The organism is Roseateles sp. FW301-B2 (assembly GCF_058788955.1).
Window position 1 is genome coordinate 177,475 of record NZ_JBYTBE010000003.1, and the last position, 15,958, is coordinate 193,432.

15 protein-coding genes and 1 riboswitch are annotated in these 15,958 nt (G+C 70.9%); of the genes, 7 read left to right on the forward strand and 8 right to left on the reverse strand.

Translation table 11 applies throughout. The features are described from left to right. Window positions 1–2 precede the first annotated feature (2 nt). From AC3WQY_RS04010 to AC3WQY_RS04025, 4 genes are read right to left on the reverse strand one after another with little or no spacing between them, the layout of a single operon-like run. Window positions 3–560, reverse strand: a complete 558-nt coding sequence (locus AC3WQY_RS04010; protein WP_492705990.1) for a GNAT family N-acetyltransferase — start codon at window positions 558–560, stop codon at window positions 3–5. After that, a complete protein-coding gene (locus AC3WQY_RS04015) occupies window positions 557–1,453 on the reverse strand; it encodes a GNAT family N-acetyltransferase (protein ID WP_492705992.1) in 897 nt (298 codons plus the stop codon). Before AC3WQY_RS04015 ends, AC3WQY_RS04010 begins: the two co-directional genes overlap by 4 nt. After that, on the reverse strand, window positions 1,446–1,940 hold the full coding sequence (locus tag AC3WQY_RS04020) for a hypothetical protein (RefSeq protein ID WP_285234355.1): 495 nt from the start codon (window positions 1,938–1,940) through the stop codon (window positions 1,446–1,448). The genes AC3WQY_RS04015 and AC3WQY_RS04020 overlap by 8 nt, the downstream gene beginning before the upstream one ends. Window positions 1,941–1,944: 4 nt before the next feature. Next, entirely contained in the window at window positions 1,945–2,382 is a 438-nt protein-coding gene (locus AC3WQY_RS04025; protein WP_285234356.1) for an Lrp/AsnC family transcriptional regulator, read from the reverse strand. A gap of 120 nt (window positions 2,383–2,502) precedes the next feature. Between AC3WQY_RS04025 and ctlX the strand changes: the two genes are divergently transcribed. Both ctlX and AC3WQY_RS04035 read left to right on the forward strand, forming a co-directional pair. Continuing rightward, window positions 2,503–3,438 (forward strand): citrulline utilization hydrolase CtlX, encoded by a 936-nt coding sequence (gene ctlX / locus AC3WQY_RS04030; RefSeq protein ID WP_285234357.1) that lies wholly within the window; start codon window positions 2,503–2,505, stop codon window positions 3,436–3,438. Window positions 3,439–3,451: 13 nt separating this feature from the next. Then, the gene (locus tag AC3WQY_RS04035) at window positions 3,452–4,492 is read left to right on the forward strand and encodes a histone deacetylase family protein (protein WP_285234358.1); all 1,041 of its coding nucleotides are present in this window, start codon (window positions 3,452–3,454) and stop codon (window positions 4,490–4,492) included. On the opposite strand, the gene AC3WQY_RS04040 is transcribed toward AC3WQY_RS04035, so the two are convergent. Both AC3WQY_RS04040 and AC3WQY_RS04045 read right to left on the reverse strand, forming a co-directional pair. Next, entirely contained in the window at window positions 4,489–6,186 is a 1,698-nt protein-coding gene (locus tag AC3WQY_RS04040; RefSeq protein ID WP_492705996.1) for an AMP-binding protein, read from the reverse strand. The two genes, AC3WQY_RS04035 and AC3WQY_RS04040, sit on opposite strands and share 4 nt — an antisense overlap. Before the next feature lie 155 nt (window positions 6,187–6,341). Further along, window positions 6,342–7,649: a tryptophan--tRNA ligase gene (locus tag AC3WQY_RS04045; protein WP_492705998.1), complete on the reverse strand. Its 1,308-nt coding sequence runs from the start codon at window positions 7,647–7,649 to the stop codon at window positions 6,342–6,344. Between the two features lie 173 nt (window positions 7,650–7,822). Here AC3WQY_RS04045 and AC3WQY_RS04050 point away from each other — a divergent pair, with 173 nt between their 5' ends. Beyond that, complete coding sequence (locus AC3WQY_RS04050; protein ID WP_492706000.1) at window positions 7,823–10,090, forward strand: putative bifunctional diguanylate cyclase/phosphodiesterase; 2,268 nt, start codon at window positions 7,823–7,825, stop codon at window positions 10,088–10,090. Here AC3WQY_RS04050 and AC3WQY_RS04055 read toward each other — a convergent pair. Further along, on the reverse strand, window positions 10,075–10,920 hold the full coding sequence (locus AC3WQY_RS04055; protein ID WP_285234362.1) for a PhzF family phenazine biosynthesis protein: 846 nt from the start codon (window positions 10,918–10,920) through the stop codon (window positions 10,075–10,077). The two genes, AC3WQY_RS04050 and AC3WQY_RS04055, sit on opposite strands and share 16 nt — an antisense overlap. A 148-nt stretch (window positions 10,921–11,068) precedes the next feature. Next, window positions 11,069–11,211, forward strand: a riboswitch (FMN riboswitch). 111 nt (window positions 11,212–11,322) lie between these two features. Between AC3WQY_RS04055 and AC3WQY_RS04060 the strand changes: the two genes are divergently transcribed. Then, the gene (locus AC3WQY_RS04060; RefSeq protein ID WP_285234363.1) at window positions 11,323–11,811 is read left to right on the forward strand and encodes a 6,7-dimethyl-8-ribityllumazine synthase; all 489 of its coding nucleotides are present in this window, start codon (window positions 11,323–11,325) and stop codon (window positions 11,809–11,811) included. A gap of 7 nt (window positions 11,812–11,818) precedes the next feature. On the opposite strand, the gene asd is transcribed toward AC3WQY_RS04060, so the two are convergent. Further along, a complete protein-coding gene (gene asd / locus AC3WQY_RS04065) occupies window positions 11,819–12,670 on the reverse strand; it encodes an archaetidylserine decarboxylase (protein WP_492706003.1) in 852 nt (283 codons plus the stop codon). Between the two features lie 115 nt (window positions 12,671–12,785). Here asd and AC3WQY_RS04070 point away from each other — a divergent pair, with 115 nt between their 5' ends. The 3 genes from AC3WQY_RS04070 to trhO all read left to right on the forward strand — a co-directional run bounded on the left by AC3WQY_RS04070 (window position 12,786) and on the right by trhO (window position 15,943). Beyond that, the gene (locus AC3WQY_RS04070) at window positions 12,786–13,457 is read left to right on the forward strand and encodes a PEP-CTERM sorting domain-containing protein (RefSeq protein ID WP_492706005.1); all 672 of its coding nucleotides are present in this window, start codon (window positions 12,786–12,788) and stop codon (window positions 13,455–13,457) included. 66 nt (window positions 13,458–13,523) lie between these two features. Continuing rightward, window positions 13,524–15,116 carry an aminotransferase class V-fold PLP-dependent enzyme gene (locus AC3WQY_RS04075; protein WP_492706007.1) on the forward strand — a complete coding sequence of 531 codons (1,593 nt, stop codon included), beginning with the start codon at window positions 13,524–13,526 and terminating at the stop codon, window positions 15,114–15,116. After that, window positions 15,116–15,943, forward strand: coding sequence for an oxygen-dependent tRNA uridine(34) hydroxylase TrhO (gene trhO, locus AC3WQY_RS04080; RefSeq protein WP_492706009.1), 828 nt, complete (start codon window positions 15,116–15,118; stop codon window positions 15,941–15,943). The genes AC3WQY_RS04075 and trhO overlap by 1 nt, the downstream gene beginning before the upstream one ends. Window positions 15,944–15,958 lie beyond the last annotated feature (15 nt).

Here is a 15,958-nt window from a genome sequence, read left to right on the forward strand (position 1 = left end):
ATTCAGGCCGCGGGCTCGAAGCGGCGCGGCGTGGCGCCGGCATGCCATTCGTAGTACAGCAGGTCGTGCCAGGCACCCGCCAGCTCGATCGCGCGCGTGGCCCGCCCGAATTCGCGAAAGCCATTGCGCAGCAGCACGCGGCTGGAGCCGATATTGTCGGCACGCACCTCGGCCTCGATGCGCCACAGGCCCAGCCGCGTGCGCGCCTCCTCCAGCACCATGGCCAGCGCCCGCGTGGCATGGCCCCGGCCCTGGTGCGCGGCGCTCATGCGGTAGCCCAGCATGGCCTTGTTGAAGAAGCGCCGCTCCACATGGCGCAGATTGATGCGCCCGACGATCTCGTCGTGCAGCTTCAGCACATAGGCGTACGCGCTGTCCGCGGCGCGTGCCTGTTCGGCCTCGGCGATGGAGGCCTGCACCGCCGCAAGCGCGTAGAAATCCGGCTCGCGCGGATTGATCCAGCGCTCGAAGTAGGCGCGGTTCTCCAGCTCAAAGGCCAGCAGGGCGGCGGCATCGCCGCGCATCAGGGGTTGCAGGCTCAGGGCAGGTTCGCCACTCACAGGCATTTCTCCATGAACACCCCGGTGGCATCGGCCACATAACTCCCGAAAGGCCCGCTCGGCTGATAGCCCAGGCCGCGGTACAGGGCCAGGGCCTCGGGCTGGTGGATGCCGGTTTCCAGCCGCGCCAGCGTCACGCCCTGGATTTGCAGCAGCAGCTCCAGGCGCTGCATCAAGGCCTTGGAGATGCCGCGGCCGCGCCAGGCCTCGAACAGGAACACGCGCTTGATCTCGCCGTAGGCGGGGCCGCCATCGTCGGGCTGCACCAGCTTGACGGCGCCGCAGCCCACCAGCTGGCCGTCCCACCAGGCGCCCAGCAGGCTGACGCCCGGGCGGCCCAGCGCCGCGGCGCTTTCCAGATGGCTGCCGACCGCCGGATAGCGGCTCAGCATATAGGCGTCGGAGGCAGCCAGCAGTGCGCCGGCCTCGGCCGGCGCCAGCGGCGCGATGCGCAGCGGGCCGGGGTTGCTCAGGCTGTAGTCCACCTCGCCCGAGCCCGGCCGCATGGCGCCGCGCGCCCAGCCCTGGGCGGCGTAGAAGCGGTCGGCACGCGTGTTCGCCCCGGTGCCCAGCAGCACGCGCGCATGGCCCAGGCCGAACAGCCAGCCCACCGCCAGCCGCAGCAGCTGCTTGCCCGCGCCCAGGCCCTCGCGGCCGGGTTCCGTGAACAGGGCCCAGATCGAGGCGTCCTCGGCGGCGGCATAGGAGAAGGCGATCACATCGCCGTCCGACTCGCAGACCCAGCCGCGGCCGAGTCGGTGCAGATAGTCCTCGTACATCTGCCGCGTGATGCGCGCCGGGTTGCTGAGGCGGTTCTCCTGCACGGCGATGCGGATCGCCGACATGGCGGGAATGTCGGCCAGGGTGGCGGGGCGGAAACTCAGCTCACTCATGGCCGCGGAACTCCAGCGTCAGGCTTTGATGGAAGGGCAGGGCCTGCCATTGCCGCCCCAGCGCCTGCGCCGCCTCGAACATGGCCAAACCCGCCGCCGCGCCGGCGCCGGCGGGCAGCGGCGTGCCGCGCGCCGCACAGGCCGTGCGCACGCCCTCCTCGAAGGCCTCGGCATCGTAGGCACCGGCCCAGAGCTGGGTCTGCAGGGCCTCCACCACGCTCTCGGTCTGCGCCGCTTCGAGCTCGACCCTGGCGGCATCGGCGCCATGCGCCAGTTCCATCACATAGGCGGCATCGGCGCCGGCGGCCACCAGGCCCAGAAAGCCATGGCGCAGCGGCAGCGCCGACTCAACCACATAGTGCAGCAGGTCATGCGGGGCGATGCCCTGGCGCGGCATCTGGGTCTGGGTGCGCGAGCCATCGGCCCGCAGGCAGGTGAGACGGTCGAGCTTGTCGGTCTTGGCGAGCTTTTCGGCGATCAGTTGCATGGCATCAGAGCTTGTAGGTGGCCAGCAGGATGCTGGTCTCGGTATTGGCAATGCCGGCGGTCTGGCGGATCGCGCCCAGCACCTTCTCGAAGGCCTCGAGGCTGTCGGCGCGCAATTCGGCCACCAGGTCCCAGCGCCCGTTGGTGCTGTGCAGGGCCACCACATTGGGATGGCCGGCGAGCGCGCGCCGCACCTCGGCGGCCTGGTTGCCCTCCACCGCGATGCACATGATGGCCGGGATGCGGTGCGCCTCGGCGCCCGGCTTGAGCTTCACCGTGTAGCCGACGATGGTGCCCTCGCGCTCCAGCCGCGCCAGCCGGTTCTGCACCGTGGCGCGCGCCAGGCGCAGCTTCTTGGCCAGCGTCACGACCGGCATGCGGGCGTCGTCGCGCAGCAGGGCCAGCAGTTGGCGGTCGGTGTCGTCCAGGCTGGGAATGGTCATAGTGCGCTGTTCAGCCATGCAATTTGCCTGGTCCATCGTACTTTATGAGCACAGTGCAGGCTGTTTTCCGGCGCCGGCCCAGCGAAGAATCCGGCCCATCGCCACCTCGCTCCAAGCCTCATGATTGCTCGTCTTCGCTCCGCCCAAGCCCCCAGCGCCGTGCTGATGGTGCGCCCCCAGCACTTCGCACCCAACCCGCAGACCGCCGCCGACAACCAGTTCCAGCGCCCGGCCACGCAGCCGCCGGGGCCGTTGGCGGCGGCGGCCTACGCCGAGGTGACGCGGGCCGCCGGGCAGCTGCGCGAGGCCGGTGTGCGCGTGCATCTGTTCGAGGACGACGGCGCGCGCGACACGCCCGATGCGGTGTTCCCCAACAACTGGTTCTCCACCCACGCCGGCGGCCATGTGGCCATCCACCCGATGTACTCGCCGAACCGGCGGCGCGAACGCCGCAGCGACGTGATCGAGCTGCTCAAGCGCGACTACCGCGTGCAGGACGTGATCGACTACACCGGCCTGGAGGCCGACGGCCTCTACCTGGAAGGCACCGGCGCGATGGTGCTGGACCATCTGGCGCGGGTGGCCTATGTGGCACGCTCGCAGCGCGCCGACCCGGTGGCACTGGAGCGCTTCTGCACCCATTTCAACTACGAGCCCATGGCGTTCGACGCGCACGATGCCGAGGGCAGGCCGATCTATCACACCAATGTGCTGATGTGCGTGGCCAGCGAGTTCGCCCTGGTGGGCTTCGAGCTGTTCGCGGACGCCGGGCGCGCGGCCCAGGTGCGCGCGCGCCTGGAGGAATCCGGCCGCACGGTGCTGGCGCTGAGCGCCGCGCAGATCGGCGAGTTCGCCGGCAACGCGATCGAGCTGTCGGACCAGGCCGGCGAGCGCCTGCTGGCCCTCTCGGCGCGCGCCCATGCCTGCCTGAGCGCCGCGCAGCGCGCCGTCATCGAGCGCTCGGCCCGCCTGCTGCCGCTGGCCGTGCCCACCATCGAGCTGGCCGGCGGCTCGGTGCGCTGCATGCTGGCGGGCATCCACCTGGCCGCGCGCTGAGCGGGAGGGTGCCATGCTGATCTTCCACAACCCCGTGCACCACGCCCACAGCGGCCGCCAGGAGATGTACCGCGGCCGGCTGGTGGACTGCCACGAAACCCCGGCGCGGCTGGACTATGTGCTGGTGGAGCTGATGCGCCGCGGCCTCGGCCAGCTGCGCCTGCCCGGCGCGCCCGACATGGGCCTGCTGCTGCGCATCCACGATCCCGACTACCTGGGCTTTCTCGCCACCGTCTGGGCCGAATGGCTGGCGCTGGACCCGGCCCATGCGGCGCTGGATGTGCTGCCCTCGGTCTGGCCCGGCGCCGGGCTGCGCCGCGACGTCAGGCCGCGCAATCTGTCCGCCCAGCTGGGTCGTTATGCCTTTGACGCCGGCAGCCCCATCACCGCCGGCACCTGGGAGGCCGCGCTGGCCGGCGCCGCCTGCGCCATCGATGCGGCGCGTGCGCTCGCCAGCGGCGCGCGGCGCGCCAGCATGGCGCTGACGCGCCCGCCCGGCCATCATGCCGGCAGCGATTTCTATGGCGGCTACTGCTTCCTCAACAACGCCGCCCTGGCGGCCCAGGCGCTGCGCGAGGCCGGCGCCACGCGCGTGGCGGTGCTGGACGTGGACTACCACCACGGCAATGGCACGCAGCAGATCTTCTACGAGCGCGCCGATGTTCTGACCGTCTCGATCCACGGCGACCCCAGCACCGAATACCCCTTCTACCTGGGCTATGCGGACGAGGCCGGTGCGGGCGCCGGGCTGGGCTGCAATCTGAACCTGCCCCTGCCCGCCGGCAGCGGCGTCGAGCCCTGGCTGGCCGCGCTGCAGACGGCGCTGGCGCGCATCCGCACCTTCGGCGCCGAGGCGCTGGTGCTGGCCCTGGGGGTGGACAGCTTCGAGGGCGATCCGATCTCGCGCTTCACGCTGCAAAGCGAGGATTTCCTGCGCATCGGCCAGCACGTCGCCGCCCTGGGGCTGCCGACGGTGCTGGTGATGGAGGGCGGCTATGCGGTGGCCGAGCTGGGCATCAATGTGGCCAATGTGCTGGAGGGCTTCACGGCCTAGTCGCCGAACACCACCTTCTTGCGCTGCTCCACCCAGCCCTCCAGTTGCGGGCCGTAGATCTCTTCCACGCGGTTGCGCTTGACCTTGAAGGTCGGGGTGATGAAGCCGTTGTCCACCGTCCAGGGGGTCTTCACCGCCACCAGGCAATCCATCTGCTCATGCGGGTCGAGGTGGGCATTGATGGACTTCAGGTGCGCGTTGAGCTCGGCGCTGAGCTGCTCGCGCTGCGCTGGGTCCTGGCTGGCCACGATGCCATCGGCCGAGAGCATCACGATGCCCACCGGCTGACCCATATTGGCGCCGGTCACCACGCAGGCCTCCACCGCGCTGTGCAGCATCAGCTTGTCCTCGATCGGCGCGGGCGCGACGTACTTGCCCTTGCTGGTCTTGAACAGGTCCTTCACGCGGCCGGTGATGCGCAGGCAGCCGCTCGCGTCCAGCGCGGCCTTGTCGCCGGTGCGCAGCCAGCCATCCTCGGTGAAGGCATCGCGGGTCAGCTCGGGTTCCTTGAAGTAGCCCTGCATCACCGCCGGGCTCTTCATCTGCAGCTCGCCGCTGACCGGGTCGATGCGCGTCTGCACGCCGTCATAGGCCGGCCCCACGGTGCCGGTCTGGTTCTTGCCGGGAATGGTGATGTGCGAGATCGCCAGGTTCTCGGTCATGCCATAGCCCTCGTTGACGGCCAGGCCGAGGCGGCGGTACCAGTCCAGCAGCGCCACCGGCATGGGCGCGGCGCCGCCGGCGGCCACCCGGCATTGGTCCAGGCCCAGCGCCTTCATGATCTTGCGCCGCACCAGGCCGCCGATCAGCGGCAGGCGCAGCAGCTTGTCGAGCTTCGCCTGCGGCATCTTGTGCAGCACGCCCTGCTGGAACTTGACCCACAGGCGCGGCACCGAGAAGAAGATGGTGGGGCGGCAGCGCTGCAGATCGGCGGCAAAGGTGTCCAGCGAGTCGGCGAAGTAGACGCTGAAGCCGGCGCGCAGCCAGCCATGCTCGACCAGCACGCGCTCCACCACATGGGCCAGCGGCAGGTAGGAGAGCAGGCGGTCGTCGGCGCCCATGGGCACGCGGCCGATCGCGGCGGTGAGTGCCCAGGCGAAGTTGGCGAAGCTGTGCATCACGCCCTTGGGCGCGCCGGTGGTGCCCGAGGTGTAGATCAGCGTGGCCAGCTCGTCGGCGCCGCGCAGCGGTTCGCCGCCCAGCGGTTGCGTGCGCGCGCAGATCGCGTCCCAGCCTTCGTAGGCGTTCTTCGCGTCCTCCGGCGAGAGCTTGTAGCTGATGCAGGGCAGGCCGGCCGGCACGCCGGGCTTCATGCCGGCCCAGCCATCGAGCTTGCCGATGAAGCAGGCCTTGGCCTCGCTGTGGGTGAGGATCTGGCGGATCGTGTCCGGCGCCAGCGTCGGGTAGAGCGGCACCGAGACATAGCCGGCCATCCAGATCGCCAGGTCACTCATCAGCCACCAGGCGCAGTTCTTGGAGAGGATGGCCACGCGCGAGCCGGGCTCCCAGCCCTGGGCCTGCAGATGCGCGGCCATGCGGCGCACCTGGTCGGCCACCTGGGCCCAGGTGAAGGTCTGGAGCTCACCGCCACCAGTCGCACCAAGAGGCTGCGTCAGTATCACGCGGTCGGCGGCCGTGCGCTCCCAGTGGTACAGGCGTTGCAGGGCGAGGCTGTCGGCGGGAATGCTGGCCATGGGGTCTTGTCTCCTGTTTTCTTTCATACTGCTCTTGCTAGCGAAGGCTATCAGCAGATGGTAGACAGTGTCGACAAGCCCGCCAGGGGGTTTGTGCGGGTCGGCGCGATTTAAGAGGCGGCGCTCTAGCAGCCGCTCAACGCCACCTGCGCCCCCTAGGCCTGCTCGGCCGCCAGCAGCGCCGCCAGGGCCTCGGCCACCTGCTCGGCCGGCACGCCCTCACCGCGCTGCACCGGCGCCTCGGCCAGCGCCTCGGCGCCCTCGCGCTTCAGGCGCGCCACCCATTGGCCGGCCTCGCGGCCCTGCTCGAAGCCCTGGCTTTGCAGCAAGACCTGGCCCTCGGCGCTGGCGAGCTTGAAGTAGAACTTGCCGTCCGCCTCGCGGTATTGCTTGAACACCGGCAAGGCCGGCTTGGACTTGGCGGCGGGCGCGGTGGCCGCCTTGAGCGGCTGGAAGCGGCGCAGGCCCACGGCCTCGCGGAGCTGGGCCAGCAGCGGCGCGGCGAGGGCGCGCGCCTTGGCGGCGCCCTCCTGCAGGATCGCCTCGATGCGCTCGGGATGTGCCATCAGCGCCTCGTAGCGCTCGCGCATCGGGCCGATCTCGGCCTCGATCAGATCCACCAAGCGCTGCTTGGCCTCGCCCCAGCCCAGGCCGGCGCGCAGCTCGGCGCGGAAGGCGGCGCGCTGCGCCGGCGTGGCAAATGCGTCATAGATGGTGACGAGGTGCGAGTTGTCGGCATCCTTGGGCTCGCCGGGCAGGCGGGAGTCGGTGACGATGCGCGCCACCGCCTCGCGCATGGCCTTGGCGCCACCCTCGAAGAGCGGGATCACGTTGTCGTAGCTCTTGCTCATCTTGCGGCCGTCGAGGCCGGGCAGCAGGGCCATGTCGGCCTCCACATTCGCCTCGGGCAGCACGAAGAAATCCTGGCCGCGGCCGAACAGGTGGTTGAAGCGCTGCGCGACGTCGCGCGCCATCTCGATGTGCTGGACCTGGTCCTTGCCCACCGGCACGCGGTGCGCGTTGAACATCAGGATGTCGGCCGCCATCAGGATCGGGTAGCTGTACAGGCCCATGGTGATGCCGGCGTCCGGGTCCTCGCCGGCCGCCACATTGGCGTCCACCGCACCCTTGTAGGCATGGGCACGGTTCATCTGGCCCTTGGAGGTGACGCAGGTCAGCAGCCAGGTCAGCTCGGGGATCTCGGGAATGTCGCTCTGGCGGTAGAACACCACGCGCGAGGTGTCCAGGCCGGCCGCCAGCCAGGTGGCGGCGATCTGCAGGCGCGAGGCCTCGATGCGGTCCGGCTCGTCGCACTTGATGAGGGCGTGGTAGTCCGCCATGAAGAAGAAGCTCTCCACGCCGGGCTCGCGGCTGGCCGCGATGGCCGGGCGCACCGCGCCGACGAAGTTGCCGAGATGGAGGGTGCCGGTGGTGGTGATGCCGGTCAGGACGCGCTGGGTCATGATGTGGGTGCGAAGGAGTTCGGGCAGGCTGGCCGCTATTGTCGCGGCAAAGCCCTCCCCCTTCCGGTGGGGCCAGTTCTTGCCCCGGCGGCAACGCGTATGACCTAGGATAGGGGCGAGCCCGGTGCCAACGCAGCCCCGGGCCGCTTGAGGGTTTGTGGCGAGGGCCCTGGATGGACAGCCTGATTCTGATCAGCTCCTGCATGCAAGTGGCGATGGGCACCGCCCTGCTGCTGCTCTGGCTGATCGACAAGCGCTACCTGTATGTACGCCTGTGGGGCTGGAGTGCCGTGCTGCTGGGCGTGGGCCTGGCGCTGGGCATCGCCCTGGTGCCCGAGCATATGGACGGCGCACGCGGCGACGCCCAGGCCTTTGGCGCCTCGCTGGCCGTGATGGCCTCGCTCTACCTGCTGATGGCGGGCGCGCGCGCCTACCGCGACCTGCCCTGGCCACACCGGCGCTGGGCCGCGGCGCTGGGCCTGGCGATGGTGCTGATCGTCGGGCTTTCGCGCGTGCAGCTCAGCTATGCGGTGCTAGCGGCCGCCATCATCCTGGCGGCGGGCAACTGGCTCAGTGCGGCCTGGATCGGCCTGGGCACGCGCAGCCGGGGTGAACGCCTGGTGGGCCTGTCGCTGCTGGCCTCCGGCGGCGTGCACGCGATCGGCCCGGTGCTGGATCCTCTCAGCCGCGCACCCCTCACCCATGCCCTGGGGCTGACGGTGCAGACGATTCTCAGCCTCGGCCTGATCCTGCTCTCGGTGGCGCGCGCGCACCGCGAGGTGCGCGAACAGGCCGACCGCTTCAGCCGCCTGGCCGAGCATTCGCTGCAGGGCCTGGCGGTGCTGCGCGGCGGTCGGCTGCTCTATGCCAACCGCGCCGCGCTGGCGATCTTCGGCTATGCCGAGCTGGGCCAGGCGCAGCGCGCCGATCTGCATCGCGAGCTGGTGCCTCCCGATCTGCAGCCGGCGGCCGAGCAGCGCCATGCCCAGGTGATGGCGCGCGCCGATGCGCGCGTCGAGTGGGAGGGACCGCGGCTCTCGCACGACGGCCGCTCGCTCTATGTGCGCGGCCTGTCCAGCCAGATCGAATGGGACGGCGCGCCGGCCGAGCTGCAGGCCCTGATCGACGACACCGCGCGCCAGCACGCCATCCAGGCGCTGCGCCGCCAGGCCCTGCACGACGAGCTCACCGGCCTGCCGAACCGCAATTTCGCCGTCGAGCAGCTGCAGCGCCTGACCGCCCGCAGCGATCCCTTCGCCCTCATCTCGGCCGATGTGGACCGCTTCCAGCTCATCAACGAGACCCTCGGCCACGAGTTGGGCGACGAGCTGCTGCGCGCGCTGGGCGAGCGCCTGTGCCGCGAGCTGCCGGCCCAGGCCATGCTGGCGCGCCTGGGCGAGGACCAGTTCATCGTGCTGCTGGAGGGCATGGCCGACGCCGCCGGCGCGCAGCGCGAGGTGGAGCGCATGCTGGCGCTGCTGGAGCAGCCCTTCAGCGTCGGGGGTCAGGTCTTGTTCGTGCACCTCTCGGCCGGCGTGGCGCTCTACCCGCAGGATGGCCGCGACGCCCCCAGCCTGCTGCGCGCCGCCGATTCGGCCATGCACCGCGCCAAGGCCCTGCCGGGCAATTCCTATGTGTTCTTCGACAAGGGCATGAACCGCGCCGCGCGCGCGCGCCTGCAGGCCGAGCAGGCGCTGGCTCAGGCCATCCAGGCCGGCGAGATCCTGCTGGAGTACCAGCCCAAGTTCCGCGCCGGCACGCGCCGGCTGTGCGGCTTCGAGGCGCTGGCGCGCTGGCAGCGGCCCGACGGCACGCGCGTCAGCCCGGCCGAGTTCGTGCCCGCGGCCGAGCGCACCGGCCAGATCAAGGGCCTGGGCGAGCTGATCCTGCAAACCGCCGTCGCCCAGCTGCGCGACTGGCATGCCCGCTATGCGGCCGTGCCCACGGTGGCGGTGAACGTCTCGCCGCTGCAGTTCGAGGACGCTGACTTCGCGCAACAGGTGCTGCGCATGCTGGACCAGGCCGGCCTGCCGCACGCGGCGATCGAGATCGAGATCACCGAGACCGCCGCGATCGGCCACCTGGGCCATGTGCTGCCGCAGCTGGAGCGGCTCAAGCGCGCCGGCGTGCTGTGCTCGCTGGACGACTTCGGCACCGGCCAGTCCTCGCTGACGATGTTGCGCAAGCTGCCCATCAGCACCATGAAGCTGGACCGCAGCATGGTGGAGCCGCTGCCGCGCGCCGACGCCGCGGCGGTGCTGCGCGCCACCTGCGCGCTGGGCCATTCGCTGGGGCTGGAGATCGTCGCCGAAGGGGTGGAGACGGAAGACCAGGCGCAGGCCCTGGAGGCGCTGGGCTGCACCCAGCTGCAGGGCTTCCACCTCGGCCGGCCGCTCAGCGCGGCGGCGGCTGGCGAGCTGCTGGCTCAGGCGCGCAGCTGACGCGCCGTGCCCGAGACGCGCAGCGAGGCGCCCGCTTCCCCGCCGATCTCCACCCGCAGGCGCGAGCGCATGCCCATGTCCTCGCCCTGCACGATCTCGATGCTGCCCTCGTGCGGCCAGCCGATGTCGCGCAAATAGCCGCCCAGGGCGGCGCTGGCGGCGCCGGTGGCCGGGTCTTCCAGCACGCCGCCGATGGCGAAGGCATTGCGCGTGTGGAACAGGCGCGGTGTCTCGGCCCAACCCAGCAGGATGGTGGTGAGGCCGTGCGCCTGCATCAGGCGCCGCCCCGCCTCCAGCTCGTAATGCATGGCCGCCAGGCGCGCGCGCCCGCGCAGCATCAGCAGCAGATGGTCGTTGCCGGCATGGGCCAGCGCCGGCGGCAGGCGCGCGTCCAGCTCGTGCGCGGTCAGGCCGAACAAGGCCAGCGCCTCGGCCAGCAGCGCCGGTGCGGCGGGCGCGCTGCGCGAGGGCGGCGACTGCAGGGCGGCCGCCGTGAGCGCGCCGGCCCGCTGGCCTTCGACGCTGATGCGGGCATGGTTGAGCTGCAACTCGTAGCGCGCCGCGCCATGCGCCTGCGCCAGCGCCGCACCCAGCGCGACGGTGGCGTGGCCGCAGAAAGGCACCTCCGCCGCGGGCGAGAAATAGCGCACCCGCCAATCGCCATCGCCCAGGGGCGCGGCGAAGACGGTTTCCGAATAGCCCAGCGAGGCCGCCAGCGCCTGCATCTCGGCTGCGGGCGGCAGCGTCGCGCCCAGCAGCACGCCGGCCGGATTGCCGCCCTGCTCGCCGTCTGAAAACGCAGCCCAGTGTTGCACCTGATCCGATCGCATGATGTGAGTTCCCGTTCGCCGGAATGGCCAAGGCCGCCATGGTGCCCAAGGCGGCGCAGGCGCGCCAGCCGCGCGCCATTGCACGCACGGCGCGGCGGGGCTTCAGCGCGCCTGCCTACAATCCGGCGGCCGGTTCGCTATGAGCCGGCAGCGTTCTCAGGGCGGGGCGGAATTCCCCACCGGCGGTATGCATGCCTTCATGCGAGCCCGCGAGCGCCCGCCGCCGCCAGGCCAGCAGATCTGGTGCGATGCCAGGGCCGACGGTCACAGTCCGGATGAAAGAGAACGCGAGTGCGCGGCGCGCGCCGGGCTTGGCTGTGGTCCCACCACAGGCAAGGCCCGGCGCCGCCGTGCGTTTGCGTGCTTGCCCTGATTCTTGTCACCAAGCTGTTGGAGCTTCACATGAATCAGTATTCTTCTTCTCTCACATCCCCCGGCACGCCGCGCATCGCCGTCGTCAGCGCCGGCTGGCACCGCGACATCGTCGGCCAGGCGCGCCAGGCGCTCAGGGCCGAGCTGCAGGCCCAGGGCCATCCGCCCGATCACGTCGACGAATTCGAGGTGCCCGGCGCCTTCGAGATTCCCCTGCATGCGCAGCGCCTGGCACGCTCGGGCCGCTACCGGGCCATCATCGCCTGCGGCCTGGTGGTCGATGGCGGCATCTACCGCCATGAGTTCGTGGCCGGCGCCGTCATCGACGGCCTGATGCGCGTGCAGCTGGACTGCGATGTGCCGGTGTTCTCCGCGGTGCTGACCCCGCACCACTTCCACGAGCACGAGGAACACCAGCGCTACTTCGCCGCGCACTTCGTGAAGAAGGGTCAGGAGGTGGCGCAGGCCTGCCTGCAGACGCTGCGCGCGCTGCAGGCCCTGCAGCCGCTCGGCGCCTGAGGCTGGCTTAGCCCGCCGTTGCCATCACCTCGCCCAGGCGCACCGCGCCGCCCGGCCGCCAGGCCGGGTTGAAGGCGAGCGGCCCCTTGGGGAACAGCATCACCACGGTGGAGCCGAGCAGGAAGCGGCCCATCTCCTCGCCCTGGGCGAGGTCGATGCGCTGGTCCTCATAGAACCATTCGCGCAGATGGCCGGGGCGCGGCGGGTTCACCACGCCATGCCAGGTGGTGGCCATCGAGCCGACGATGGTGGCGCCCACCAGCACCAGCACGAAGGGGCCCTTGGTGCTCTCGAACACGCACACCACGCGCTCGTTGCGGGCGAACAGGCCCGGCACGCCGGCGGCGGTGGTCGGGTTCACCGAGAACAGCTCGCCCGGCACATGGATCATGCGCGTGAGCCGGCCGGCGCAGGGCATGTGGATGCGGTGGTAGTCGCGCGGGCTCAGGTAGAGGTTGGCGAACACCCCGTCCTGGAACTGCGCGGCCAGCCGGGCATCGCCCCCCACCAGGGCGGTGGTCGTGAACTGGTGGCCCTTGGCCTGGAAGATCTGTTCGCCCTGGATGGCGCCGAACTGGCTGATCGCGCCGTCCACCGGGCACACCAGCTCGGCCTGGGCGATGGGCCGCGCGCCCAGCTTGAGCGGGCGCGTGAAGAATTCGTTGAAGCTCTCGTAGCTCTCGGGCCGGGGCCGGTCGGCCTCGGACATATTCACCTGGTAGCGCGCCACGAAACGGCGGATCGCCCAGGTGGTGAGGCCGCCCAGCCGGGCACGTGCAAACGCCCCCGCCAGGCGCGTCAGCGCCTGCTTGGGCAGCAAATACTGGGGCACAACGGCGAAGCGGGTGGCGAGCGTCATGGGGCGAGGGCAGTCGAGGCTGCGGGATTGTAGGTGGGCGCTTCAAACAGGGGGATGGACGCGGCGCGCCAGATCACTAGACTGGGCCGGCCCTTCGGTCCACGGGAGTCGCTCCATGATGAAGACCTCGCTCGCCAGCCTTTCGCTGCTGCTCGGCCTTTGCGCCAGCGCCGGTGCCACGGTGCTCAACTTCGACGGCGCGGCGGGCTGCGCCTCGGACTGGTTCGGGGCCGGACCGGGCGCGGACTGCGACCCCGGCTCGGGCGGCCCAGTGCTGCAGGGTTTCGGCGACCAGACCGGCCTGCACATCGAATACCGCGACCTCAGCACCCCGGACAACTGGAGCCTGAGTTGGTGGAAGGACGGCTACAACGACCTGCCCGGCGCCCTCTACGCCGGCAGCGACGACGCCGGCTCGCATGCCAGCATCACGCTGCAAGCCCTGCCCGGCTACCAGGTCAAGCTGAACGGCTTTGCGCTGGGCGCCTATTTGAACAGCAGCTTGGGCACCCAGGTGCATGTGTACGAGATCGGCGGCGCCCAGACGCTGATGCAGGGCGCGGCGACGGCTGGCGATGCCAATACCAACACGGCGACCACGTTCAGTTTTGCGGCGGGCGCGTCCAGCCAGGGCTGGGTGATCGAGTGGCAGGATTCGGCCTATAACGTGGGCCTGGGCCGGCTGGACTTCGAGGTCACGGCGGTGCCCGAGCCACAAAGTGCGCTGCTGCTGCTGGCCGGCCTAGTCGCGGTGGGCGGTTTGGCGCGACAACGCCGCCTGCACTAAGCCGCGCAGTGCCCCGGCGCGGCCGGGCGCATTACCATTGCGCCCTTGCCACGCCCGCGCCCTGCCATGGACATCTATCTCGACGCCAACGCCACCACGCCCGTGCTGGCACAAGCCCGGCAGGCCGCGCTCGCGGCCATGGCGGAGGATTTCGGCAACCCCAGCAGCGTGCACAGCACCGGCCTGAAGGCGCGCGCGCTGATGGACGCCACGCGCGCCCGCGCCCGGCGCGTGCTGGGCGTGCAGAGCGGGCAGCTGCTGTTCGTCAGCGGCGCCACCGAGGGCATCCAGACCGCCGTGCTCTCGGCCCTGCATGCGCTGCGCCAGCGCCGTGCCGCGGGCGAGGCGGTGGGCGAGCTGCTGCTCTATGGCGCCACCGAACACAAGGCCGTGCCCGAGGCGCTGCGGCATTGGAACGACTTGCTGGGCCTGGGCTGCACGCTGCAGGCCATCCCCGTCGGTAGCGACGGCCGCCACGACCTCGACTGGCTGCGCGCCCATGCCGCCCGCGCCGGCCTCGTCTGCACCATGGCCGCCAACAACGAGACCGGCGTGGTGAGCGATCTGGTGGGCATTGCCGCCGCGCTGGGCGGCCAGACAGGACGCTCGGGCTACTGGATGGTGGACGGCGTGCAGGGCCTGGGCAAGCTGGATCTGCACCTGCAGGCCCTGGGCATCGACTACGCGCCCTTCTCCGGCCACAAGCTCTATGCGCCCAAGGGCATCGGCCTGCTCTATGTGCGCGAGGGCGCACCGTTCACGCCGCTGATCGCCGGCGGCGGCCAGGAGGGCAGCCTGCGCTCGGGCACCGAGAACATGTCGGGCATTGCCGCGCTGGGCGCGGTGCTGGCCGCGCTGGAGGATGAGGAGGGCCAGGGCTGCTTTCGCGACGGCGCCACGCTGCAGCGCTTCCGCCTGCGCCTGCTGGAGGCACTGCGGGCCGCCTTCCCGGAGCTGGTGCTGAACGCGCCGCTGGAAACAAGCCTGCCCACCACGCTCAACTTTGCCGTGCCAGGCACCCCCTCCAAGCTGCTGCTGGACCTGTTCGACGCCGCCGATGTGCGCGTCAGCGGTGGCTCGGCCTGCAGCGCCGCAAAGGCCGCGCCCAGCTTCGTGCTCGAGGCCATGGGCCTGCCCGCCTGGCAGACCGCCGGCGCGATACGCATGTCCTTCGGGCCGGTGGTGGACGAGGCCTTCATCGCCGAGGCCTGCGCGCGCATCCGCGCCTGCGGCGAGGCCCTGCGCGTCAGCCGCGAGGCAGAGGCCGCACCGGTGACGGCCCAGGCCCCCGCCGGCGCCGGCGAGGCCCCGCGCGTGCTCGACCCCAAGGGCTTGAGCGAGCTGCTGGCCGGCCGGCCCGACACCCTGCTCTTGGACGTGCGCGAGCTCTACGAGCAACGCCTCACCCAGGCGCCGCGCTTCGAGGCCGGCACCCGGGTGCTGGCGATGCCGCTCTCGCGCCTGCTCAGCGAGCCGCCCGCGCAATGGGGCCTGCCGCCGGCTTCGGCGCTGGTGTGCTTCTGCCGCAGCGGCAACCGCAGCGCCCAGGCCGCGCTGGCGCTAGCACGCGCCGGCCATGCGCAGGTCTTTACCCTGGCCGGCGGCCTGGCCCTGTGGCCGCGCCCCGAACCCAGCTTCGACGCCGCGCTGTACGTGTAATGGATCCCTCGCCCGCGTTCCTGCACAACAGCTTCTACAAGTTCGTGCCCCTGGCGGAGCCCGAGCGCGTGGCCCAGCGCCTGCGCGAGCTGGGTACGGCCCTGGGCGGCAACATCCTGGTGGCGCCCGAGGGCATCAGCGCGGCGATCAGCGCGCGTCCCGCGGACATGCAGGTCTTTGAAGCGGCACTGCAAAGCGACCCCGTGTTCGAAGGCGCCTTCGCTCAGGTGCATTTCAAGCACAACCCCTGCGAACGCTCGCCCTTCACGCTGCTGAAGGTGCATGTGAAACCCGAGCTGGTGGCCTTCGGCCTGCCCGGCGTGAGCGGCCTGGCCGACCTGCCCGACAGCCATGTCTCGCCGCAGCAATGGCGCGCGCTGATGCGGCGCGAGGACGTGGTGCTGATCGACAACCGCAACAGCTTCGAATGGCGGCTGGGCCGCTTCGAGGGCGCGATCGACCCCGGCGTGCGCCATTTCCGCGACTTCCCGGCCTATGTGCAAGCCCATGCCGACGAGTGGAAGCGGGCCGGCAAGACCGTGGCCATGTACTGCACCGGCGGCATACGCTGCGAAAAGATGGGCGGCTGGATGCAGCAGGAACTGGGCCTGAAGGTGGCTCAGCTGGACGGCGGCATCCTCAACTACTTCGAGACCATGGCCGACGCCGCCGCCGACTGGCAGGGCGAATGCTTTGTGTTCGACAAGCGCATCGCCATCGACACGCGGCTGCATGAAACCGCCACCACCGCCGAGCAGGTGTTCGAGGGTGACCCGGCCGAAGCCTGGCGGCTGGCGCGGGCGCGGCGATTGGACCCGGCGGGCTGAGGATTTGGCGCTGCC